Raw genomic sequence first — 21,410 nt, forward strand, 5'->3', positions numbered from 1 at the left:
TGGCTCAGTCGCCGGTTCCCAGCGCCACGCGCAACGCCTGGGCAGCCTGCTGCTGCGCGAGACGCGCCTCGTCGACGAACGACCCCATCTTGATGAACTCGTGGATCACGCCCGCGTAGCGCACGAGCGTCACTTCATTGCCGGCCTCGCGCAGCTTCCGCGCGTAAGCCTCGCCCTCGTCCACGAGCGGATCGAATTCGGCCACGGCGATCCATGCGGGCGCGACGCCGCGAAAATCCGGCGCGTCGCGCGCGCCGTCGAGCGGCGCGAAGCGCCAGTCGTCGCGGTCTGAAACGTCGCGTACGTACTGATTGAAGAACCACTGAATGGTCGTGGCGGTCAGCAGATAGCCGTCGGCCAGACGCGCGTGCGATTCGGTCTGCTGATGCGCGCTCACCGCCGGATAGATCAGCAGTTGCAGCACGGGGGCGATGCCCGCGTCGCGCGCGAGCACGGCGCAAACGGTGGCGAGCGTGCCGCCCGCGCTGTCACCGCCCACGGCGAAGCGCGACGCATCGAGCGCATACCCGGCCGCGTGCGCGTGCAGCCACGCATAGGCGTCGAAGGCGTCGTGCACGGCGCTCGGGAAGCGATGCTCGGGGGCGAGCCGATAGTCCACCGAGAACACCGCGCAGCGCGCGTCGCGCGCGAACATGCGGCAGAGCGCGTCGTGCGTGTCCACGCTGCCTATCGTGAAGCCGCCGCCGTGATAGTAGACGAGCACGGGCAGCGGCTCGGCCCACTGGGGCTCGACAGGCAAGTACAGACGCGCGCGGATTGTCGAGCCGTCGCGCGCCGGCACCTGAAGGTCCTCCACGGCATGCATCGGCGCGGCCGGAATCTCCAGCACCGAGGCGCTCTTTTCGTACTCGGCGCGTGCTTGCTGCGGCGTCTGCTCGTGATAAGGCGCGCGGTCCGCGCGGGCCACCATGTCGAGCACGAGAGCGATCTTCGCGGTGAGTGGCATGGCACAGTTCCCCGTGCGCCGCTTATTGCGGCGCTTGCTTGACTTCGGGTTTGAGCGAGAGCGGATCGGTCGGGTTGCGCAATGTTTCGATATCCTCATGACGCAGCTTCACCGAAGCGAGAATCTGCGTATGCGTCAGGATATAGAAGCGCCCTTCTCGCACGGCGTCGAAAGTCGCCTTCGCGACGTCGGCCGGTGTGAGCTTGCCCGAGCGCACCGCGCGCTGCAATTGCAGGTCGGCGGCCTGCTGCGAGCGCGTGAGCGGCACATCGTTGCGCAAGTCGCCGGGGCGGCTGCGCTCGGCGTTCGCGATGCCGGTCGGCACGAAGGCCGGGCACAGCAGCGAGCAGCTCACCTGCTCGCTCACGTTCTTGAGATCGTGATACAGCGTTTCGGTGAGCGAGACCACGGCATGCTTCGACGCGTTGTACACGCCCATCGCGGGCGGCGAAAGCAGGCCCGCGACCGAGGCCGTGTTGACGATGTGCGCGCGCTCGCCCTGCGCGAGCATGATCGGCGTGAAGCTGCGCACGCCGTTGGCGACGCCCATCACGTTCACGCCGAACACCCAGTCCCAGTCCTTCGCGCTGCTTTCCCACACGAAGCCGCCGGTGCCCACGCCCGCGTTGTTGAAAAGCAGATGGACCTTGCCCCAGGCGTCGAGCGCCGCCTTCGCAAGCGCGTCGACCTGGGCGGGATCGCGCACATCGGTGCGCACGCCAATCGCCTGTGCACCGCCTTCGCGCAACGCGGCGACGGTTTCATCGAGCAGCGCCTGATCGACATCGGCGAGCACGAGCTTCATGCCGAGCGCGGCGGCGTGCTGCGCGAACGCGCGGCCAAAGCCGCTCGCCGCGCCGGTGATGACGGCCACGCGGCCGTCGAACTCGAACGGTTCGGACATTGCGAATCCTGCGGTGAATGCTGCGTGCGGAAAAACGAAGCGCCCGTTCCGGGCGCTTGCGTGAGCCGGTCAGGCGATCAGATCAGCTTGACGAGTTGCTTGCCGAAATTCTGGCCCTTGAGCATGCCGAGGAATGCGCCTGGCGCGTTTTCGAGCCCTTCGGCCACGGTCTCGCGATACGCAAGCTGCTGCCTGGCGACGAGCGTCCCGAGTTCCGTGAGCGCCTGCGGCCACACGTCCATATGCTCGCTCACGATGAAGCCCTGCACGAGCAGGCGTTGCGTGAGCAGCAGTTGCGGATACTTGAGCGGCATCGGCTGGCCGTCGTAGCCCGCGATCATGCCGCACAGCGCGATGCGCCCGAATGCGTTCATGCGCGCGAGCGTGGCGTCGAGCACTTCGCCGCCCACGTTCTCGAAGTAGCCGTCCACGCCGTCGGGCGTCGCGGCCTTGAGGTCCTGATACAGATTGCCCGCCTTGTAGTCGACGCAGGCGTCGAAACCCAGCGTTTCGACCACGTAGCGGCACTTGTCCGCGCCGCCCGCGATGCCCACCGCGCGGCAGCCCGCGCGTTTCGCGAGCTGACCGACCACGCTGCCCACCGCACCGCTCGCCGCGCTCACGACCACCGTTTGCCCAGCCTTCGGCGCGATGATGCGGTTCAGCCCGTACCACGCCGTGACGCCCGGCATGCCCACCGGTCCGAGATAGGCGGAGAGCGGCACATGCGTCGTATTGACGACATGCAGATCGCTGCCGTCCGAGGTGCCGTACTCCTGCCAGCCGAACATGCCGACCACCTTGTCGCCGGCCTTGAGCTTCGCGTTGCGCGACTCGACCACTTCGCCCACCGTGCCGCCGATCATCACCGAGTCGAGCGGTTGCGGCGCCGCGTACGACTTGCTGTCGTTCATGCGGCCGCGCATATAGGGGTCGAGCGAGAGGAAGTGATTGCGCACGCGCACCTGGCCCTCTTCGAGCGGGGCGAGCGGCGTTTCGACGAGACGGAAGTTATCGACGCTCGCGGCGCCTTCCGGGCGCGAAGCGAGCAGGATCTGGCGATTGGTCTGGGTCATGGCGTCCGTGTTGCTTCGTTGGGCGCGGCCTGGCAGTGCTTCTGGCGGTGCTCGCCGGCCGCGAGGAAAAAGAGCGATCGGGAGCGCGCGCCTACGCTCGCGCTCCCGGCCGCACGTATGGGGTTTTCAGCCGTCACTCGGGCCCGGCCGTGCGTTGGGGTCGCTGCGCAGGCGCTGGCGCGCCACGTCGCGGCCCACTGCGAGACGGCGCATGTACTTGAACGTGCCAAGCGCCTTGGCGACGAAATGGCCTTCGCTGTCGCGAATCTCGCCTTCGCAATAGGCCATCGTGGTGGAACGGTGCAGCACGCGGCCGGTGGCGCGCAATTCGCCGCGCCCAGGCTGCATGAAGTTCACTTTCATCTCGACGGTGACGACGCCCACGCCATCGGCCGCCACGCTGCGCGCCGCCATGGCGAGCGCGATGTCGCAAAGCGTCATCGTCACGCCGCCGTGAGCGACGTCCCACGTGTTCATGTGCCGCTCCGCGAGCGGCAGCACGACTTCGCTCACGCCGTCACGCGCGCTCTTGAGTTGCGCGCCGAGATGCTCGACGAACGGACTCTCGATGATCGTGAGCGCCGTTTGCGGGGCTTGCGTGCTTTCGCCTTGCGGCGTGCCGTCGCCCTGGGATTGATCTGCGGTACCGATCATGATGCGCTTCAGACCACGTAATCCACGCACTGGCGCGATTCGACCACGAGCTTCGCGAACTGCTTCACGACGAGATGCTCGGGGTGGTCCTGATAGCCGTCGAGCGCAGCCTGGTCGGCGAAGTCGGAAACCAGCACGAGGTCATACGTGGATGCGGGGCCCGGCTCGGCCACGCCAACTTCCAGGTGCAGCGTGCCCGGCACGAGATTGCGGCAGCCTTCGAGCAGCGCCTTGAACTTCACGACATTTTCCGCACGCGTCGCACCCTCGGCCGACTCTTTGAGCTTCCACATCACGATATGACGAATCACGAATACACCTCTTTCTGTCTGCATGGGAACAGGCGCTGCGCCGCGCGCGCGCCGACAGCCGTCATGATACCCGCAGCGGCGCGAGCGCGAGAGCGCCCCGACGCGCCTAAAACCGCGCCAGCGCGCGGGCGTCGTGACGGCGGCGGACGAGCCGGTCCGCCGCCCCGTGCGTCAGACGACTTCGAAGAGGCCCGCCGCGCCCTGGCCGCCGCCGATGCACATCGTCACCACGACGAACTTCGCGCCGCGACGCTTGCCTTCGATCAGCGCGTGGCCCGTGAGGCGCGCGCCCGACACGCCGTACGGGTGGCCAACGGCAATCGCGCCGCCGTTCACGTTCAGGCGGTCGGCGGGAATGCCAAGCTTGTCGCGGCAGTACAGCACCTGCACGGCGAAGGCTTCGTTCAGTTCCCACAGGCCGATGTCCTCGACCTTCAGGCCCGTCTGCTTGAGCAGCTTGGGAACGGCGAACACGGGGCCGATGCCCATTTCGTCCGGCTCGCAACCGGCCACCGCGAAACCGCGGAAGATGCCGAGCGGCTGCAAACCCTCGCGCTCGGCGACCTTCGCGTTCATCACGACGCAGGCGCTCGCGCCGTCCGAGAACTGGCTCGCGTTGCCCGCCGTGATGACGCCGCCCGGCATCGCCGTGCGGATCTTCGCCACGCCTTCGAGCGTGGTGTCGGCGCGAATGCCCTCGTCAGCGGCGATCGTCACTTCTTTGGTGACGAGCTGGCCCGTGGCCTTGTCGGCCACGCCCGCGAGCACCGTCATCGGCACGATTTCGTCGTTGAAGAGGCCCGCGGCCTGTGCGGCGGCCGCGCGCAGTTGTGACTGAACGCCATACTCGTCCTGGCGATCCTTCGAGATTTCGTAGCGCTTCGCGACGTTCTCGGCGGTTTGCAGCATGCTCCAGTAGATTTCCGGCTTGTGCTGATTGAGCCAGCCTTCGGCCACCATGTGGCGGTTCATCTCGTTCTGCACGCACGAGATCGACTCCACGCCACCTGCCACGAACACGTCGCCTTCGCCGGCGATCACGCGTTGCGCGGCGAGCGCAATCGTCTGGAGTCCGGAAGAACAAAAACGGTTCACCGTCATGCCCGCCACGCTCACGGGCAGGCCCGCACGCAGCGCGATCTGGCGCGCGATGTTCGCGCCGGTTGCGCCTTCGGGGTTCGCACAACCCATGATCACGTCTTCCACGCGCGCGGGGTCGATCTTCGCGCGTTCGACGGCGGCTTGAACCACATGGCCGCCAAGGGTGGCGCCGTGCGTCATGTTGAAGGCGCCCTTCCACGATTTGGCGAGGCCCGTGCGGGCGGTCGATACGATTACGGCGTCGGTCATGCGTGTCTCCTGCTACGAAATTGGGATCCTGCGGATGTCTTTGATTGAGTCTTCAGACGGACGATTCAGACGGACAACGCCAGCACGTCGGCCGACTGCGCGCGCTTCACACCGGCGGCGCGCAACTGGTCCCACGCGGTGGCGAGCGAGCCGTTGAGGTCGATGGCGCGCGAAGCGTCCTCGATCAGCACGGTCTCGAAGCCCGCGGCGCGCGCGTCGAGCGCGGACCACGCCACGCAGTAGTCGGTCGCGAGCCCGCAGCAGTACACGCGCTTCACACCCACTTCGCGCAGGTAGCCCGCGAGCCCCGTGGGCGTCTTGCGATCGGCTTCGAGAAACGCGGAATAGCTGTCCACGTCGGCGTGATGGCCCTTGCGAATCACCGCGCGCGCATGCGGCACGTCCAGGTCGCGATGCAGCGCCGCGCCTTCCGTGCCCTGCACGCAGTGCACGGGCCACAACACCTGCTCGCCGTACGGCAGCGCGACCGTCTCGAACGGCGTGCGCCCCGCGTGGTTGGCCGCAAACGAAACGTGCCGCACGGGGTGCCAGTCCTGCGTGAGCACCACGTGGCCAAAGCCCTGCGCGAGCCGGTTCGCCACCGGCACGACTTCATCGCCGCGCGCGACGGCAAGCGCCCCGCCCGGCATGAAGTCGTATTGCAGGTCGATCAGCAGAAGCACGTCGTCCGCGTTTCTCATGATGTTCGTCCGAAGCTGAAACTTAGTTGAACGTACCGCCCTTCGCGGCCAGTTCGACGATCGAAGGCGCGATCTCCCACGCGTCGCCGTTGGGCTGCTGCGTGTAGCGGCGAATGGCGCGCTCGACGTTGTAGAGGCCGACCGTGTCGGCGTACAGCATCGGGCCGCCGCGCCACAGCGGGAAACCGTAGCCCGTGAGATAAACCATGTCGACGTCCGAAGCCTTCGAGGCGATGCCCTCTTCGAGAATCTTCGCGCCTTCGTTCACGAGCGCGAACACGAGACGCTCGACGATCTCCTCGTCGCCGATCTTGCGGCGCTCCACGCCCGCTTCCTTCGAATACGCAACGATCATCTCGTCCACGAGCTTCGAAGGCAGCGCGCTGCGCTCGCCCGCCTTGTAGTCGTACCAGCCCGCGCCGGTCTTCTGCCCGAAGCGGCCGGTCTCGCACAGGCGGTCCGCGACTTTCGAGTACTTCATATCCGGCTGCTCCTGATAGCGGCGCTTGCGGATCGCCCAGCCAATATCGTTGCCGGCCAGATCGCTCATGCGGAACGGGCCCATGGCGAAGCCGAACTTCTCGATCGCGCGATCGACCTGCGCGGGCAGCGCGCCCTCTTCGAGCATATTGAGCGCCTGCCGGATGTACTGCTCGACCATGCGATTGCCGATGAAGCCGTCGCACACGCCCGAGACCACGGCCGTCTTGCGGATCTTCTTCGCGACCTGCATGACGGTGGCCAGCACGTCCTTGCCCGTTTCCTTGCCGCGCACGACTTCGAGCAGCTTCATCACGTTGGCGGGGCTGAAGAAGTGCAAGCCCACCACGTCCTGCGGCCGCTTCGTGAACGCCGCGATCTTGTCGACGTCGAGCGTCGAGGTATTCGAGGCGAGAATCGCGCCCGGCTTCGCGACTTCATCGAGCCGCTTGAACACCTGCTCCTTCACGCCGAGCTCTTCGAACACGGCTTCGATGATGAGGTCCGCTTCCTTCAGGTCGTCATAGGTGAGCGTCGGGCGGATCAGGGCCATGCGCGCTTCGAGCTTTTCCGCCGAGAGCTTGCCCTTCTTGACCTGCGCTTCGTAGTTCTTGCGGATCGTGGCGAGACCGCGATCGAGCGCTTCCGGCTTCGTTTCGAGCAGCGTGACCGGCAAGCCCGCGTTGAGGAAGTTCATGGTGATGCCGCCGCCCATCGTGCCCGCGCCGATCACGGCCACCTTCTGGATGTCGCGCGTGGGCGTGCTGGACGGCACGTCGGGAATCTTGCTCGCGGCGCGCTCGCCAAAGAACGCATGGCGCAGTGCGTGGCTTTCGGGCGTCTGCACGAGTTCGAGGAAGCACTCGCGCTCGTACGCGAGGCCCTTGTCGAAGCCCTGCTGCACGCCCGCCGCAACGGCGTCCACGCACTTCACCGGCGCCGGATAGTGCTTCGACATCGCGGCCACCGTGTTGCGCGAGAACTGGAGGAAGCCTTCAGCGTTCGGATGTTCGATCTTGCGGTTGCGCACGAGCGGATACGGGCCGGGCTTGTCAGCGGCCTTGCGCGCGAAGGCAATGGCTTCCTCGAGCAGGTCGCCTTGGGCCATCGCGTCGAAAAGGCCCGAATTCGCGAGCTTTTCGCTCAACACCGGCACGCCCGTGACGATCATGTTGAGCGCGGCTTCGAGACCGATGGCGCGCGGCAGACGCTGCGTGCCGCCCGCGCCCGGCAGGATGCCGAGCTTCACTTCGGGCAGCGCGATCTGCGCGCCCGGCGCGGCGATGCGGTAGTGCGCGCCGAGCGCGAGTTCGAGACCGCCGCCCATCGCGACGCTGTGGATCGCGGCCACGACCGGCTTCGCGCTCTTCTCGACTTCCTTGATGACGGTGTGGAGCGTGGGCTCCTGCGTCGCCTTGGGCGTATTGAATTCGGTGATGTCCGCGCCGCCCGAAAAGGCCTTGCCGCCTCCCGTGATGACGATGGCCGTGACCGCCGCGTCGCTCGCGGCGCGCGCGAGGCCGTCGACGATCCCGGCTCGGGTCGAATGCCCAAGGCCGTTGACGGGCGGATTGTTGAGCGTGATGACGGCGACGCCGTCGCGAGTCGTGTAGTCCACTGCCATTTGCCTGCCTCCATGCTTGCGGGCCGCGTCGCGTTCATGCGCCGGCCGGTTCATTGTCCGACATTCCCTGCCAGCAGGCAGAATACCTAAAAAAGAACGTTCGTTCAATTTTTTGCTGCACTGCGGACATCGGGGTTTGTACCAAGCGCCTCGATTTCCCGGGCGACTACCAAAAATCAGACGAAAAAAAACGCAGCCAGTTGGCTGCGCCGGAGAACTTTGCCCTTCTGCGTGTTTCTGCGCGTTTGCGCCTCGGGCCTTATTGGTGCTTCGCGCTCGAAGCCTCCGCGATGCCCTCGCTCGCGGCGTCATGCGCCGGATCGAGCGGACACCCTTCCACCGCGAGCGCCGTCGGCAGCACGTACGAGCGGAACTGCTCGCGCAGCTTGAGCTTTTGTAGCTTGCCGGTGGCCGTGTGCGGCAATGCGTCGACGAAGACGGCGTCGTCGGGTTGCCACCACTTCGCCACCTTGCCCTCGAAGAACGCCAGCAGCGCCTCGCGCGTGACTTCGGCGCCGGGCTTTTTCACCGCGACGATGAGCGGGCGCTCGGTCCAGCGCGGGTGCGCGCACGCAATGCAGGCGGCCTCGGCGATGGCCGGATGCGCCACCGCGATGTTCTCCAGATCGATCGAGCTGATCCATTCGCCGCCCGACTTGATCACGTCCTTGCTGCGGTCGGTGATATGGAGGAAGCCGTCGGGGTCGATCGTGGCGACGTCGCCGGTCGGGAACCAGCCGTCCACGAGCGGCGAGCCGCTTTCCTGGCGGAAATACCGGTCGATCACCCACGGCCCGCGCACGTGCAGGTCGCCGAACTGCACGCCGTCCCACGGCAACTCGCGCCCGTCGTCGCCGACGATCTTCATGTCCACGCCGAAAATCACGCGCCCCTGCTTTTCGAGCAGCGCCTGCTGCTGCTCGCGCGGCCGCTGCGACTGCTCCCAGTTGAGCTTCGAGAGCGTGCCGAGCGGTGACATCTCCGTCATGCCCCAGGCGTGGATCACCTGCACGCCGTAGTCGTCTTCGAAGCTGCGCAGCATCGCGGGCGGGCACGCCGAGCCGCCTATCACCGTGCGGTTGAGGGTGGAAAACCGCACGCGCGCGCCGCGCATGTACGAGAGCAACCCGAGCCAGACAGTCGGCACGCCGGCCGAGCAGGTCACGCGTTCCGCTTCCATGAGTTCATAGAGCGACTTGCCGTCCAGATCCTTGCCGGGCAGCACGAGCTTCGCGCCCGTGAGGGGCGACGCGTGCGGCACTCCCCAGGCGTTCACATGGAACATCGGCACGACGGGCAGAATCGCGTCGCGCGCCGAAAGACCCATGGCGTCGGGCAGCGATGCGCCATAGGCGTGCAGCACGGAGGAACGGTGCGTATACAGCGCGCCTTTCGGGTTGCCCGTGGTGCCGGACGTGTAGCAAAGGTTCGACGCGCTGCGCTCGTCGAGCATCGGCCAGTCGAAGTGGCCGTCCTGCGCGGCGAGCAGCGCTTCGTAGCAGAGCACCTCGGTGCGCATCTGCGGCCGATGCGACTCGTCGCACAGCGCGATCCAGCCGCGCACGTTCGGGCACTGCGGCGCGAGCGTATCGACGAGCGCGGCGAACGTAATGTCGAACAGCACATAGCGGTCGTCCGCGTGATTGACGATCCAGGCGATCTGCTCGGGAAAGAGCCGCGGATTGATGGTGTGGCAGACCGCGCCGAAGCCGGTCACGCCGAAATAGGCCTCGAGATGCCGGTAGCCGTTCCAGGCCAGCGTGCCTACGCGCTCGCCGGGCGCGACGCCAAGCGTCATGAGCGCCTGCGCAAGCTGCTTCGAGCGCAGTTCGCACTCGCGGTACGTGTAGCGATGGATATCGCCTTCGATGCGGCGCGAGACGATCTGCGCGCTACCGTGATGGCGCGCCGCGTGCGCGATCAACGACGACACTTGCAGCGGCACATCCATCATTTGACCCAGCAGCGGCGCACTCATCGGTAGCGGTCTCCTCGCGTTGATCGACGTTGTCGTTGTGTGTGTTCGTGTGTCTTCTTGTACGGCGCAGGCGCGGCGGCAGCTTTCCCGCGGCATTCGAAGGGTATTCAAGCGGCTCCCAGCACGCCGGCGGGTGCCGACTTACAATATCGAGTATTCAAAAGGCCCTCAATATGTCGTTTTCACCAGGCACTACCGAATCTCAAGGCGGCGCTGCCGCCTCGCCCATGCCCGCCTCGGGCCCGCTCGCCGACTTCGAACGCGCCTTGACCGCCCAGCGCGACGACGCCTTCGCCGCGCTGGGCGCGCGCTTCTATACGCGGCTGCCCGGCGCGCCGCTGCCCGCGCCTTACGTGGTCGGCTTTTCGAACGCCGTGGCCGCGCAGCTCGGGCTCGACCCGTCGGCCGTTGCCGATCCCGCGTTCGCGGCGTTCTTCAGCGGCAACTTCACGCGCGAGCGCTCACCTTCGACGATGTCGCATGCCACGGTCTATTCGGGGCATCAATTCGGCGTATGGGCGGGCCAGCTCGGCGACGGCCGCGCGCTCACGCTCGGCGAAGTCGAGCATGACGGCGCGCGCAACGAAGTGCAGCTCAAGGGCGCGGGCCGCACGCCCTACTCGCGCATGGGTGACGGCCGCGCCGTGCTGCGCTCGTCGATTCGCGAGTTCCTGTGCTCGGAAGCCATGCATCACCTCGGCATTCCGACCACGCGCGCGCTCACGGTGATCGGCTCCGACCAGCCGGTGCGCCGCGAAGACATCGAAACGGCGGCCGTGGTCGCACGCGTGTCGCCGAGCTTCGTGCGCTTCGGCCACTTCGAGCACTTCTATTCGCACGACGACGTGGACGCGCTGCGCACCCTGGCCGACCACGTGATCGCGCGTTTCTACCCGCAACTGCGCGAAGCCGACGACCCGTATCTCGCGCTGCTCGACGAAGCGGTGCGCAACACGGCGGCGCTGATGGTCGAATGGCAGGCGGTCGGGTTTTGCCACGGCGTGATGAACACCGACAACATGTCGATTCTCGGCCTCACGATCGACTACGGTCCGTTCGGCTTCATGGACGGCTTCGACGCCAATCACATCTGCAACCACTCCGATTCGCAGGGCCGCTACGCGTATCGCATGCAGCCGCAGATCGGCTACTGGAATCTCTTCTGCCTCGCTCAGGCGCTCGTGCCGCTCTTCGGCGCGCACTACGACATCGCCGACGAGAAGAAGCGCGGCGAGCGCGTGGTGGCGGATGCGCAAGGCGTGCTCGAACGCTTCAAGGGGCATTTCGCGCCCGCGCTCGAAGCGCGCATGCGCGCGAAGCTCGGCCTCGAACACGAGCGGGAAGGCGACGACGCGCTCGCGAACAAGCTCTTCGAAATCATGCATGCCAACCGGGCCGATTTCACGCTCACGTACCGCCATCTCGCGCGCGTTTCGAAACATGACGCGAGCGGCGACGCGTCCGTGCGCGATCTGTTTCTCGAGCGCGCCGCCTTCGACGCCTGGGCCGCCGACTACCGCGCGCGCCTCGCGCACGAGCCGCGCGACGACGCCGCGCGCGCGGCGGCAATGAACCGCGTGAACCCGAAGTACGTGCTGCGCAACCACCTCGCGCAAACCGCGATCGAGCGGGCCGCGCAAAAGGATTTCAGCGAAGTCGAGCGCCTCGCGAAAGTGCTGGAGCGCCCGTACGACGACCAACCGGAACACGAGGCGTACGCGGGCCTGCCGCCCGACTGGGCGAGTTCGCTCGAAGTCAGTTGCTCTTCGTGAGCGCGCCCCCATCTACGTGATCCTTGTTTTCCACCCGACAGGAACCCGACATGAGCCAGGACGACAACAACTCCCCCGCTTACCCAGGCTACAAGTCCGACGAGCAATGGCGCGAGCAACTCGACTCCACGCAGTACCAGGTCACGCGCCACGCGGCCACGGAGCGCGCCTTCACCGGCAAGTACTGGGATCATTTCGACCGGGGCGTCTACGACTGCGTGTGTTGCGGCACCCCGCTTTTCGAGTCCGACACGAAATTCGACGCGGGCTGCGGCTGGCCGAGCTACTTCCGGCCGATCAACGGCGAGGTGATCGAGGAGAAAACCGACCGCACGCACGGCATGCTGCGCATCGAGGTGCGCTGCAAGAACTGCGGCGCGCATCTCGGCCACGTGTTCGAGGATGGTCCGGCCCCAACCGGACTTCGGTATTGCATCAATTCGGCTGCGCTACAATTCGAGCCCAAGTGAGCGTTGGCAAGGCAGCCCCGCGCCCCGCGCGGGGCGCAATGCGGCCTTGAAAACGTCACGCCGTCTTGTAGCGGCTCATTTCGTAAACCTTCAGGCCGATAATGAAATTCCTGTTTGATCTCTTCCCGATCATCCTCTTTTTCGTCGCCTTCAAGCTGTGGGGCATCTTCACGGCGACGGCCGTGGCGATCGGAGCGACGCTCGTGCAGATCGCGTGGGTGGCGTTCCGTCACCGCAAGGTCGACCCCATGCTGTGGCTCTCGCTTGGCATCGTCGTCGTGTTTGGCGGCGCGACGCTCATGCTGCACGACGAAACCTTCATCAAGTGGAAGCCCACCGTGCTTTACTGGGCGTTCTCGGTCGTGCTGCTGGTCTCGCAGGTGGCTTTCGGCAAGAACCTCATCGAAGCGATGATGGGCAAGCAGATCACGCTGCCGCCGCGCATCTGGACGCAACTGAACTTCGTCTGGTCGATCTTCTTCGCGCTGCTCGGCATCCTCAATCTCTTCGTGGCGTTTCACTTCTCCACCGACGCGTGGGTCGATTTCAAGCTGTTCGGCGCAACGGGCATCCTCGTGGTGTTCATCGTCGGCCAGAGCCTGTGGCTTTCGCGTTACATGAAGGAAGAAGAATGAGCGACGTTTTTCTCAACGCGAGCCCGGCCGAGCGCATGGCGCTCATCGAAACACGCCTCACCGCGGCGCTTGCGCCCGTCGAGTCGATCGTCGTACGCGACGACAGCGCGCAGCACGCCGGACACGCGGGCGCCGCTGCCGGCGGTCACTATCATGTCACGATCGTTGCGCCCGCATTCGCGGGGAAAGCCCGCGTGGCAAGGCATCGCATGGTGTATGATGCGCTGGCCGAGGCCATGCAGCGCGGCATTCACGCACTCGCGATCACGGCGCTCACGCCCGAAGAAGCCGCGGCGCTGCCCCGGTAGGCCCACGTTAGATTTCGACCTTTTTGTTCGCCATTTTGGTTCGCCCCGTTAGGACTTTCCGATGACCTTGAAGAAAACCCGTCTCTGGGTGTTGCTGGCTGCGTGCGCGGCGGCTCCCGCGTTTGCGCAGAACATCGCCGTCGTGAACGGCACGCCGATTCCCAAAGCGCGCGCCGACGCGCTGGTCGACCAGCTCGTGCATCAAGGCCAGCAGGATTCGCCGCAGCTGCAAATGGCCGTGCGCGAAGAGCTCGTGAACCGCGAAATCCTCATGCAGGAAGCCATTCGCGAAGGCATTCCGAACAAGCCGGACGTGAAGGCGCAAATCGCCGTGGCGCAGCAGACCGTCGTGCTGCGCGCGCTGATCGAGAACTTCGTGAAGACCAACCAGCCGACCGACGCCGAAGTCAAGGCGCGCTACGACCAGTTGATCAAGGACGCGGGCGGCAGCGAGTACCACCTGCACCATATCCTCGTGGACAACGAGCAGCAAGCCAAGGACCTGATCGCCAAGATCAAGGCCGGCGCAAGCTTCGAAGACCTCGCGAAGCAATTCTCGAAGGACCCGGGCTCGGCCAAGAACGGCGGCGACCTCGACTGGTCGGATCCGAAGGCGTATGTGCCGGAATTCGCGGCTGCGGCCACGCATCTCCAGAAAGGCCAGATCACCGATACGCCGGTGCACACGCAGTTCGGCTGGCACATCATCCGTGTGGACGACATCCGCCCGGTCACGCCCCCGCCGCTCGAGCAGGTGCGCCCGCAGATCGTCCAGCAGATCCAGCAGGAAAAGCTGCAAGCGTTCGAAGAAAATCTGCGCAAGCAAGCGAAGATTCAGTAAGGCTCCAACAGGCCTCACGACCAGGCCTCACGACATGAAAAAGCCGCCCTCGGGCGGCTTTTTTGCGTTCTGGCTCGATCGTTGCGTCAACAACGAACGCCCCGCCATGCGCGGCTCACGGCAATGGCGAGGCGTCGAGCTCGTAGCCCGTGCTGCGCCCGCCGCCCTCCGCTTTGCGCAGCACGCCGCGCGCCAGCAGATCGTTGATGTCGCGCAGCGCGGTATCGGACGAGCATTTGGCGATGGCGGCCCACTTGCCGCTCGTGAGCTTGCCCTCGAAGCCGTCGAGCAGCTTGTTGAGCAGCTTCACCTGGCGCTCGTTGAACGGCGTCGTGGCCCAGTGGCGCCAGAAGCGTGCCTTGGCGAGCACCGCGTCCAGCGTGACCTGCGCCTGATCGACGGCGCGATGCAGCGCGTCGAAGAACCAGGCCAGCCACGGCGTGACATCCATCGAGCCCTTCTGGGTGCGCTCCAGAATGTCGTAGTAAGCCTTGCGCTCGCGCTGGATCTGCGCGGACAGGCTGTAGAAGCGCTGCGTGCCGCCATCCGCGCGCGCAAGCAGCAAATCGCCGATGGCGCGCGCCACGCGGCCGTTGCCGTCGTCGAACGGGTGCAAGGTCACGAACCACAAATGACCGAGCGCCGCGCGAATGAGCGGCGGCTCTTTCGGCGGGCTGTTGATCCAGTCGAGAAAACGGCGCGTTTCGGCCTCGATGCGGTCGGCGGGCGGCGCCTCGAAGTGCACGCGCTGACGGCCGATCGGCCCCGAGATCACCTGCATGGGCCCGCTCGCGTCGTCGCGCCAGGCCCCGACGTTGATACGCGACAGACCCGCGTAGCCGGTGGGAAAGAGCGCGGCATGCCAGCCGAACAGGCGCTCGCGCGTGACCGGCGCCTGACTGTTGGCGGTGGCGTCGAGCACCATCTCGACCACGCCTTCGACGTGGCGATCCACGGGCGCGAGCGCCCCGATGTCCACCCCCATGCGCCGCGCGATGGACGAACGCACGGAGGCGACATTGAGCTGCTCGCCCTCGATCTCGCTGGTCTTGAGCACGTCCTCCGTCAGGGCCGCGAGGCTGGCCTGATCGCGCAGCGCCATGCCGACATCGGCCAGACGGCCTGCCAGCAAGCCCTGGGCGCGACTGACCTCGGCCATGGGCTCGGCCAGCTCCGTCAGATCGACGCGCCATCGAGGCCAGTCGCCGGCTTGCCAGATGTAGGTATATTCGCCGCTATTCATGCGGCGATTATGAGGCGTATTCGCCGCACGCACAAGTTAATCGCCGCAAAATATGCGGCGATTAACGTCGGTATTCACCGCAAGGCCCGGTTTGCGCCGGCCGGATGGGCTCGCTGACGCCGCGCCACAATGTAAAAAACCCCGGCCAGCGCCCGTATGACAGGCTTGGCCGGGGTTTTCCGCCAGAGCTAGCCGCCCTGGCGCCGAACGTCCGCGTGGTGGCTAGCCGATCAGCCCACCCACTTGCGCGCGTTCTGGAACGCACGCATCCACGGGCTCGCCTCGCCCCAGGCTTCGGGGTGCCAGCTCATCGTCACGGTGCGCTGCACGCGCTCGGTGTGCGGCATGAGCACCGTGAAGCGGCCGTCGTCGGTCGTGACCGAGGTGATGCCTTGCGGCGAACCGTTCGGGTTGAACGGATAGCCTTCGGTCGCCTGACCGCGGTGGTCGACGTAGCGCATCGCCACGGCCACCTTCGAGATGTCGCCCTGCTGCGAGAAATCCGCGAAGCCTTCGCCGTGCGCGACCGCCACCGGAATGCGCGAGCCTTCCATGCCGTTGAAGAAGATCGACGGCGAGCTCTGCACTTCGACGAGCGAGAAGCGCGCTTCGAACTGCTCCGACTTGTTGCGCGTGAACTTCGGCCAGGCTTGCGCGCCCGGAATCATCGAGGCGAGACTCGACAGCATCTGGCAGCCGTTGCAGATGCCGAGCGCGAAGGTGTCCTGACGCGCGAAGAACGCCGCGAACATGTCCGCGAGCTTCGCGTTGAAGCGGATCGTCTTGGCCCAGCCTTCGCCCGCGCCCAGCACATCGCCGTACGAGAAGCCGCCGCAGGCCACCGCGCCCGCGAAGTCGGCGAGCGTAGCGCGTCCTTCGAGCAGGTCGCTCATGTGGACGTCGTGCGCGTCGAAGCCCGCGCGGTCGAACGCGTACGCGGTTTCGAGGTGCGAGTTCACGCCTTGCTCGCGCAGGATCGCCACGCGCGGGCGTGCGCCCTTCGCGACGAACGGCGCGGCGATGTCCTCGGCCGGGTCGAACGTGAGATGCGGCTGCATGCCCGGATCGGCGGCGTCGAGCAGCGCGTCGTATTCGGCGTCGGCGCATGCGGGGTTGTCGCGCAGGCGCGCGATGCGCCAGCTCACTTCGCTCCACACGCGTTGCAGTTCGGCGCGCGGCGCGTCGTAGATGCGCTTGGCGTCGCGGTAGATCTCGATCGAGTCGCGGGTGTTGAGCGTGCCGATCACATGCGAGCACACCGAAAGACCATGCTGACGCAGCACGCCCATCACGGCGTCGCGCTGTTGCGCCGGCACCTGGATCACGGCGCCGAGTTCTTCCGAGAACAGCGCGCGCAGCGTGCGGTCTTCGCGGCGGCCGCTGGTTTGCTTCGCCCAGTCCTTGGCGTCGCCGTAATCGGACTCGTGCTCGCTGTCGAGCGCGAGCATGTCGACGTTGAGCGACACGCCCGTATGGCCCGCGAAGGCCATTTCGCAAACCGTCGCCCACAGGCCGCCGTCCGAGCGGTCGTGGTAGGCGAGCAGTTGCTCGTTGGCGTTCAGTTGCTGGATGGCCGTGAAGAACTGCTTGAGGTCTTCGGCGCTGTCCACATCGGGCACCGCGTCGCCCACCTGCTGCGTGACCTGCGCGAAGATGCTGCCGCCCATGCGGTTCTTGCCGCGGCCCAGATCGATCGCGATCAGAACCGATTCGCCCACTTCGTCGGCGCGGCGCAGTTGCGGCGTCACGTGGCGGCGCACGTCCTCGACCGGCGCGAACGCCGAAATGATGAGCGACACCGGCGCGACCACTTCCTTCGCCACGCCCTCTTCGTTCCACTTCGTGCGCATGGAGAGCGAGTCCTTGCCCACCGGAATGCCGATGCCCAGCGCCGGGCACAGCTCCATGCCGATCGCCTTCACGGTGTCGTACAGCGCGGCGTCTTCGCCCGGTGCGCCGCACGCGGCCATCCAGTTCGCGGAGAGCTTGAGCTTGTCGAGCGAGAGGATTGGCGCGCTCGCGATGTTGGTGATCGCCTCGCCCACGGCCATGCGGCCCGATGCGGGCGCATCGATCACGGCGAGCGGCGTGCGCTCGGCCATCGTCATCGCTTCGCCCTTGTAGCCCGCGTAGTCGAGCGCGGTGATCGCGCAGTCGGCCACCGGCACCTGCCACGGGCCGACCATCTGGTCGCGCACCGTCGTGCCGCCAACCGTTCGGTCGCCGATGGTGATGAGGAAGGACTTGCTGCCGACCGTCGGGTTGCGCAGCACGCTCTTCGCGACTTCGTCGAACGCGACGCCCGTGACGTCGACGGGCGCGAGCGGGACGCTGGCGTGCTCGACGTTGCGGTGCATGCGCGGCGGCTTGCCGAGCAGGATGTCCATCGGCATGTCGACGGGCTGGTGGCCGCCGTTCGAAGCGAGCGCCGCTTCGTCGGTGTCGACCAGCTTCAGGTCGCGGTCATCGGTCGCGACGCCCACGACGGCGAACGGGCAGCGCTCACGCTCGCAGATCGCCTGGAACTCGGCCAGATCGGCGGGCGCGATCGCGAGAACGTAGCGTTCCTGCGACTCGTTCGACCAGATTTCGCGCGGCGAAAGACCCGACTCTTCGAGCTGCACCTTGCGCAGTTCGAAGCGCGCGCCCTTGTCCGCGCCGTCCACGAGTTCCGGGAAGGCGTTGGAAAGGCCGCCCGCGCCCACGTCGTGAATGCTCAGGATCGGGTTGCGCTCGCCAAGCTGCCAGCACGAGTTGATGACTTCCTGCGCACGGCGCTCGATTTCCGGGTTGCCGCGCTGGACCGAGTCGAAGTCGAGTTCGGCGGTGTTGGTGCCGGTCGCCATCGAGCTGGCCGCGCCGCCGCCCATGCCGATGCGCATGCCGGGGCCGCCGATCTGGATCAGCAGCGTGCCGGCCGGCAGGTCGTGCTTGTGCGTGTGCTGCGCGCTGATGTTGCCGATGCCGCCCGCGATCATGATCGGCTTGTGATAGCCGCGCACGGTGCCCGCCACGTTCTGCTCGTAGGTGCGAAAGTAGCCGCCGAGGTTCGGGCGGCCGAATTCGTTGTTGAACGCGGCGCCGCCGAGCGGGCCGTCGATCATGATTTGCAACGGCGAGGCGATGCGGTCCGGGCGGCCGTAGGCGTCGCTCGTGTCGGCGGGATTGCGGTGCGTGAGCGGCACGGCCGCGTCACGGGCGTTTTCCCACGTCTCACGCGCGTCGGGCAGATCGAGGTTCGAGACCGTGAAGCCCGTAAGACCCGCCTTCGGACGCGCGCCGCGGCCCGTCGCGCCTTCGTCGCGGATTTCGCCGCCCGAGCCCGTGGCCGCGCCCGAGAACGGCGAGATCGCCGTGGGGTGGTTGTGCGTCTCCACCTTCATCAGCGTGTGCGTGAGTTCGGTGTGGCGGCCGTACTGCTCGCCCGGCGTGCCGTCGGCGTTGTGCTTGCGCGGGAACCAGCGTTCCGCGACCGCGCCTTCCATGATCGACGAGTTGTCCGAGTACGCGACGATCGTGCCCTGCGGGCTGATCTTCTCGGTGTTGCGGATCATCGCGAAAAGCGACAGATCCTGGTCCTGGCCGTCGATCGTCCAGCTCGCGTTGAAGATCTTGTGGCGGCAGTGCTCGCTGTTGGCCTGAGCGAACATCATCAGTTCGACGTCGGTCGGGTTGCGTTCGAGCTTCTTGAAGTTATCAACGAGGTAGTCGATTTCGTCGTCGGCGAGCGCAAGGCCCAGTTCGCCGTTGGCCGTTTCCAGCGCCGCGCGGCCTTTACCCAGCACGTCGACGGTCTGCATCGGGCGGGCCGGCAGTTCGTCGAACAGATGCAGCGCCGTGTCGCGCGAGGCCGCCACGCTTTCCGTCATGCGGTCGTGCAGCGCCGCGGCCACCGCCGCGTGCGCCTCGTCCGACAGCGTTTTCTTGCCGCCCAGCAGGCCGCTCTTGAGCACCACGGTGTACTCGACGCCGCGCTCGATGCGGCGCACCTGCTCGAGGCCGCAATGGTGCGCGATGTCCGTCGCCTTGCTGGCCCACGGCGACACCGTGCCGAAGCGCGGCACGACGAGGAACGTGAGCGCGCTGCCGCGCTCCTGCGGGGCCGCGAACGGCGCGCCGTAGTGCATCAGCGCTTCGATCTTCGCGCTGTCGTCAGCGGAAAGCGGCGTGGCCGAGTTGACGAAATGCAGATACTGGCCGTGCACGCCGACGATGTTGGCGTCGATACGCTGAAGCGTTTCGAGCAGGCGGGTCTGACGGAAGTCGGAAAGGGCCGAAGCACCGGGGAAACACGAGAAGTGGGCCATGGACTGGGGCGTTGCGTCGAGGTTGCGTCGCGGCTTCGCCTCGCGCGATGCGTCGCAAGGTGGCGATGCGTCGCGCGGGGGATGGCGACGGTCAGGCGAAGGGAGACCGCGATTATAACCCGGAAGGCCTCGCCTGACCGCCCCGCAGGCGCTACCGCGCCCGCTCCCCTCCCCTTTTCGGGACACTCGCGGGGACCGGCAACGCACACGCCGCGCCCATGCCGTTCATTTCGCGATATGCCAGGCGCATTGGCGCGGGTTCCGGCGCAGGCGCAGGCGTGCGCGCGGCAGGCTTGCTGCCATGCGCGATGCGCGTCGCAGCCCGGCCTCGCGCATGGCGACGCGGGCGCTTTCGCTGCTATGATTGCGCGTTTCGTCTGATCGGCGCACCCGCACATCGCTTCGGCGCGCCGCACGCCCCACCTTTGGCAGAGCGCCCTCATCCGGGCGAGCGCCGCCTGTCAGCAGAACGTATCGTCATGGATGTCATCGTCATCGGCGGCGGAATCGCCGGCATCGCCACCGCCTGGCAACTGCGCGCGGCCGGGCATCGCGTCTGCGTGATCGAGCGCCACGCCACGGTCGCGCAAGGCGCGACCTATGGCCATAGCGGCATTGCGCTGCCCACGCCGCTCGATGTCTGGTTCGGCCCCACCTTCCTGCGCAACGGCCGGCAATCCTCGGGCGGCGTGATCAGCAAGACGGGCTGGCGCGGCCAGGCACACACCTTCGTCAAGCGCCTCGCCACGCTGCACGGCTCCGAGGCGTTCGCCGGGCGTTATGCGCTGCTGCGCCCGCTCATCGAATCGGCCCAGGCGGCGCTCGCCGACATCGACGCGCGCTTCCAGCTCGACTACGAGCAGCGCGACGGCCTGCTCTACCTCGTGCGCGGCAGTGACGAATGGTCGCTCACGCAACCGGCGCTCGAACTGCTGCGCCGCTTCGAAACGCCTCACCACGCGCTTTCGGCCGCCGAATGCGTGGCGTTCGACCACGCGATTCCAGCCGATCCGCCGTTCGCGGGCGGCGTGCGCTTCGAGACCGGCCGCGTGGCGAACTGTCCGCTCTTCGTGAAACTGCTCAAGCAGGTGCTCGACGCCCAGGGCGGCGTGCAGTTCGAGACCAGCCGCGAAGTGCGCGCGATCCGTCTCGAAGATCAACGCGCGGCCGTCGAGCTGGCGCCGCGCGCGAACGAGCCGGGCCGCTCACGCGAAGTCGAGGTGATCTCGGGCGACGCCGTGGTGGTCGCCGCGGGAGCGCAAACACCGAACCTGCTTGCGCCGCTCGGCCTCAAGATGCCGCTTTATCCGCTGCGCATGCACACGCTCAATTCGCCTGTGGCGCACGAGGAATGCGTGCCGAACACCACGATCGTCGACGCCGCCAAGCGCATCGCCATCACACGCATGAATCACCGGCTGCGCATCTCGGGCGCCGCCGTGCTGCTGCGCGCGAAGGAAGTCGACGAGGCGCTGCCCGAAGCCCTGACCGAAGACGCGCTCGCGCTGCTCGGCGAAGCCTCGCGCGATTGGGCGCCGGGCGCCGCGCGCATCTCCGCGGCGCTGCCGTGGGAAGGCATGAAGCTGCTCTCCGCTGACGGCCTGCCGGCGGTCGGCAACGTGGGCCATCCACGCCTGTTCGTCAACGCGGGCCACGGACCGGCGGGCTGGGCCCTCTCGCTCGGCTCGGCGCGCCTCGTCGCCCAGCAGATCTCCAACACCGCGCCGGACTTGCCCGCCGATACGATTACGGCGCTCTGGCCCGGCCGCGCCTGAAATGCGCCTGGGCC

The 21,410-nt window shown here is 66.9% G+C and carries 17 protein-coding genes; 6 read left to right on the forward strand and 11 right to left on the reverse strand.

The window, feature by feature from the left end:
- Positions 1-4: 4 nt before the first annotated feature.
- From C7401_RS34170 to C7401_RS34210, 9 genes are all read right to left on the reverse strand, one after another.
- Positions 5-967 carry an alpha/beta hydrolase gene (locus C7401_RS34170; RefSeq protein WP_112176312.1) on the reverse strand — a complete coding sequence of 321 codons (963 nt, stop codon included), beginning with the start codon at positions 965-967 and terminating at the stop codon, positions 5-7.
- 22 nt (positions 968-989) lie between these two features.
- Positions 990-1,871, reverse strand: coding sequence for an SDR family oxidoreductase (locus C7401_RS34175; protein ID WP_112176313.1), 882 nt, complete (start codon positions 1,869-1,871; stop codon positions 990-992).
- A gap of 77 nt (positions 1,872-1,948) precedes the next feature.
- Entirely contained in the window at positions 1,949-2,947 is a 999-nt protein-coding gene (locus C7401_RS34180) for an NADP-dependent oxidoreductase (protein WP_112176315.1), read from the reverse strand.
- Positions 2,948-3,073: 126 nt separating this feature from the next.
- Positions 3,074-3,520 (reverse strand): PaaI family thioesterase, encoded by a 447-nt coding sequence (locus tag C7401_RS34185; RefSeq protein ID WP_224041458.1) that lies wholly within the window; start codon positions 3,518-3,520, stop codon positions 3,074-3,076.
- An 89-nt stretch (positions 3,521-3,609) separates the two neighbouring features.
- Complete coding sequence (locus C7401_RS34190) at positions 3,610-3,912, reverse strand: Dabb family protein (RefSeq protein ID WP_224041456.1); 303 nt, start codon at positions 3,910-3,912, stop codon at positions 3,610-3,612.
- A gap of 171 nt (positions 3,913-4,083) precedes the next feature.
- Positions 4,084-5,262: an acetyl-CoA C-acyltransferase gene (locus C7401_RS34195; RefSeq protein WP_112176321.1), complete on the reverse strand. Its 1,179-nt coding sequence runs from the start codon at positions 5,260-5,262 to the stop codon at positions 4,084-4,086.
- A 65-nt stretch (positions 5,263-5,327) separates the two neighbouring features.
- Positions 5,328-5,963, reverse strand: a complete 636-nt coding sequence (pncA, locus tag C7401_RS34200) for a bifunctional nicotinamidase/pyrazinamidase (protein ID WP_112176330.1) — start codon at positions 5,961-5,963, stop codon at positions 5,328-5,330.
- Positions 5,964-5,985: 22 nt separating this feature from the next.
- The gene (locus tag C7401_RS34205) at positions 5,986-8,067 is read right to left on the reverse strand and encodes a 3-hydroxyacyl-CoA dehydrogenase NAD-binding domain-containing protein (RefSeq protein WP_112176332.1); all 2,082 of its coding nucleotides are present in this window, start codon (positions 8,065-8,067) and stop codon (positions 5,986-5,988) included.
- Positions 8,068-8,326: 259 nt separating this feature from the next.
- Positions 8,327-10,045: a 3-(methylthio)propionyl-CoA ligase gene (locus C7401_RS34210; RefSeq protein WP_112176334.1), complete on the reverse strand. Its 1,719-nt coding sequence runs from the start codon at positions 10,043-10,045 to the stop codon at positions 8,327-8,329.
- A gap of 173 nt (positions 10,046-10,218) precedes the next feature.
- Between C7401_RS34210 and C7401_RS34215 the strand changes: the two genes are divergently transcribed.
- From C7401_RS34215 to C7401_RS34235, 5 genes are all read left to right on the forward strand, one after another.
- The gene (locus C7401_RS34215; protein ID WP_112176336.1) at positions 10,219-11,817 is read left to right on the forward strand and encodes a protein adenylyltransferase SelO; all 1,599 of its coding nucleotides are present in this window, start codon (positions 10,219-10,221) and stop codon (positions 11,815-11,817) included.
- A gap of 50 nt (positions 11,818-11,867) precedes the next feature.
- The gene (gene msrB, locus C7401_RS34220; protein ID WP_112176338.1) at positions 11,868-12,287 is read left to right on the forward strand and encodes a peptide-methionine (R)-S-oxide reductase MsrB; all 420 of its coding nucleotides are present in this window, start codon (positions 11,868-11,870) and stop codon (positions 12,285-12,287) included.
- Between the two features lie 101 nt (positions 12,288-12,388).
- Entirely contained in the window at positions 12,389-12,922 is a 534-nt protein-coding gene (locus C7401_RS34225; protein WP_042269484.1) for a septation protein A, read from the forward strand.
- Positions 12,919-13,230, forward strand: a complete 312-nt coding sequence (locus tag C7401_RS34230) for a BolA family protein (protein WP_112176340.1) — start codon at positions 12,919-12,921, stop codon at positions 13,228-13,230. The genes C7401_RS34225 and C7401_RS34230 overlap by 4 nt, the downstream gene beginning before the upstream one ends.
- A gap of 61 nt (positions 13,231-13,291) precedes the next feature.
- Entirely contained in the window at positions 13,292-14,071 is a 780-nt protein-coding gene (locus tag C7401_RS34235) for a peptidylprolyl isomerase (protein WP_112176341.1), read from the forward strand.
- A 115-nt stretch (positions 14,072-14,186) separates the two neighbouring features.
- On the opposite strand, the gene C7401_RS34240 is transcribed toward C7401_RS34235, so the two are convergent.
- Entirely contained in the window at positions 14,187-15,314 is a 1,128-nt protein-coding gene (locus tag C7401_RS34240) for a Fic family protein (protein ID WP_112176343.1), read from the reverse strand.
- A gap of 230 nt (positions 15,315-15,544) precedes the next feature.
- Positions 15,545-19,621: a phosphoribosylformylglycinamidine synthase gene (gene purL, locus C7401_RS34245; protein ID WP_112176346.1), complete on the reverse strand. Its 4,077-nt coding sequence runs from the start codon at positions 19,619-19,621 to the stop codon at positions 15,545-15,547.
- Positions 19,622-20,100: 479 nt separating this feature from the next.
- Here purL and C7401_RS34255 point away from each other — a divergent pair, with 479 nt between their 5' ends.
- Positions 20,101-21,396, forward strand: coding sequence for an FAD-dependent oxidoreductase (locus tag C7401_RS34255; RefSeq protein WP_112176350.1), 1,296 nt, complete (start codon positions 20,101-20,103; stop codon positions 21,394-21,396).
- Positions 21,397-21,410 lie beyond the last annotated feature (14 nt).

Source organism: Paraburkholderia unamae (assembly GCF_003268775.1).
GTDB classification, from domain to species: domain Bacteria; phylum Pseudomonadota; class Gammaproteobacteria; order Burkholderiales; family Burkholderiaceae; genus Paraburkholderia; species Paraburkholderia unamae.

What these genes read in the sequence shown, in the direction of transcription:
- C7401_RS34170 (WP_112176312.1), bottom strand. Translation starts at nt 967, where the DNA reads ATGCCACTCACCGCGAAGATCGCTCTCGTGCTCGACATGGTGGCCCGC.
- C7401_RS34175 (WP_112176313.1), bottom strand. Translation starts at nt 1,871, where the DNA reads ATGTCCGAACCGTTCGAGTTCGACGGCCGCGTGGCCGTCATCACCGGC.
- C7401_RS34180 (WP_112176315.1), bottom strand. Translation starts at nt 2,947, where the DNA reads ATGACCCAGACCAATCGCCAGATCCTGCTCGCTTCGCGCCCGGAAGGC.
- C7401_RS34195 (WP_112176321.1), bottom strand. Translation starts at nt 5,262, where the DNA reads ATGACCGACGCCGTAATCGTATCGACCGCCCGCACGGGCCTCGCCAAA.
- pncA (WP_112176330.1), bottom strand. Translation starts at nt 5,963, where the DNA reads ATGAGAAACGCGGACGACGTGCTTCTGCTGATCGACCTGCAATACGAC.
- C7401_RS34205 (WP_112176332.1), bottom strand. Translation starts at nt 8,067, where the DNA reads ATGGCAGTGGACTACACGACTCGCGACGGCGTCGCCGTCATCACGCTC.
- C7401_RS34210 (WP_112176334.1), bottom strand. Translation starts at nt 10,045, where the DNA reads ATGAGTGCGCCGCTGCTGGGTCAAATGATGGATGTGCCGCTGCAAGTG.
- C7401_RS34215 (WP_112176336.1), top strand. Translation starts at nt 10,219, where the DNA reads ATGTCGTTTTCACCAGGCACTACCGAATCTCAAGGCGGCGCTGCCGCC.
- msrB (WP_112176338.1), top strand. Translation starts at nt 11,868, where the DNA reads ATGAGCCAGGACGACAACAACTCCCCCGCTTACCCAGGCTACAAGTCC.
- C7401_RS34225 (WP_042269484.1), top strand. Translation starts at nt 12,389, where the DNA reads ATGAAATTCCTGTTTGATCTCTTCCCGATCATCCTCTTTTTCGTCGCC.
- C7401_RS34230 (WP_112176340.1), top strand. Translation starts at nt 12,919, where the DNA reads ATGAGCGACGTTTTTCTCAACGCGAGCCCGGCCGAGCGCATGGCGCTC.
- C7401_RS34235 (WP_112176341.1), top strand. Translation starts at nt 13,292, where the DNA reads ATGACCTTGAAGAAAACCCGTCTCTGGGTGTTGCTGGCTGCGTGCGCG.
- C7401_RS34240 (WP_112176343.1), bottom strand. Translation starts at nt 15,314, where the DNA reads ATGAATAGCGGCGAATATACCTACATCTGGCAAGCCGGCGACTGGCCT.
- purL (WP_112176346.1), bottom strand. Translation starts at nt 19,621, where the DNA reads ATGGCCCACTTCTCGTGTTTCCCCGGTGCTTCGGCCCTTTCCGACTTC.
- C7401_RS34255 (WP_112176350.1), top strand. Translation starts at nt 20,101, where the DNA reads ATGGATGTCATCGTCATCGGCGGCGGAATCGCCGGCATCGCCACCGCC.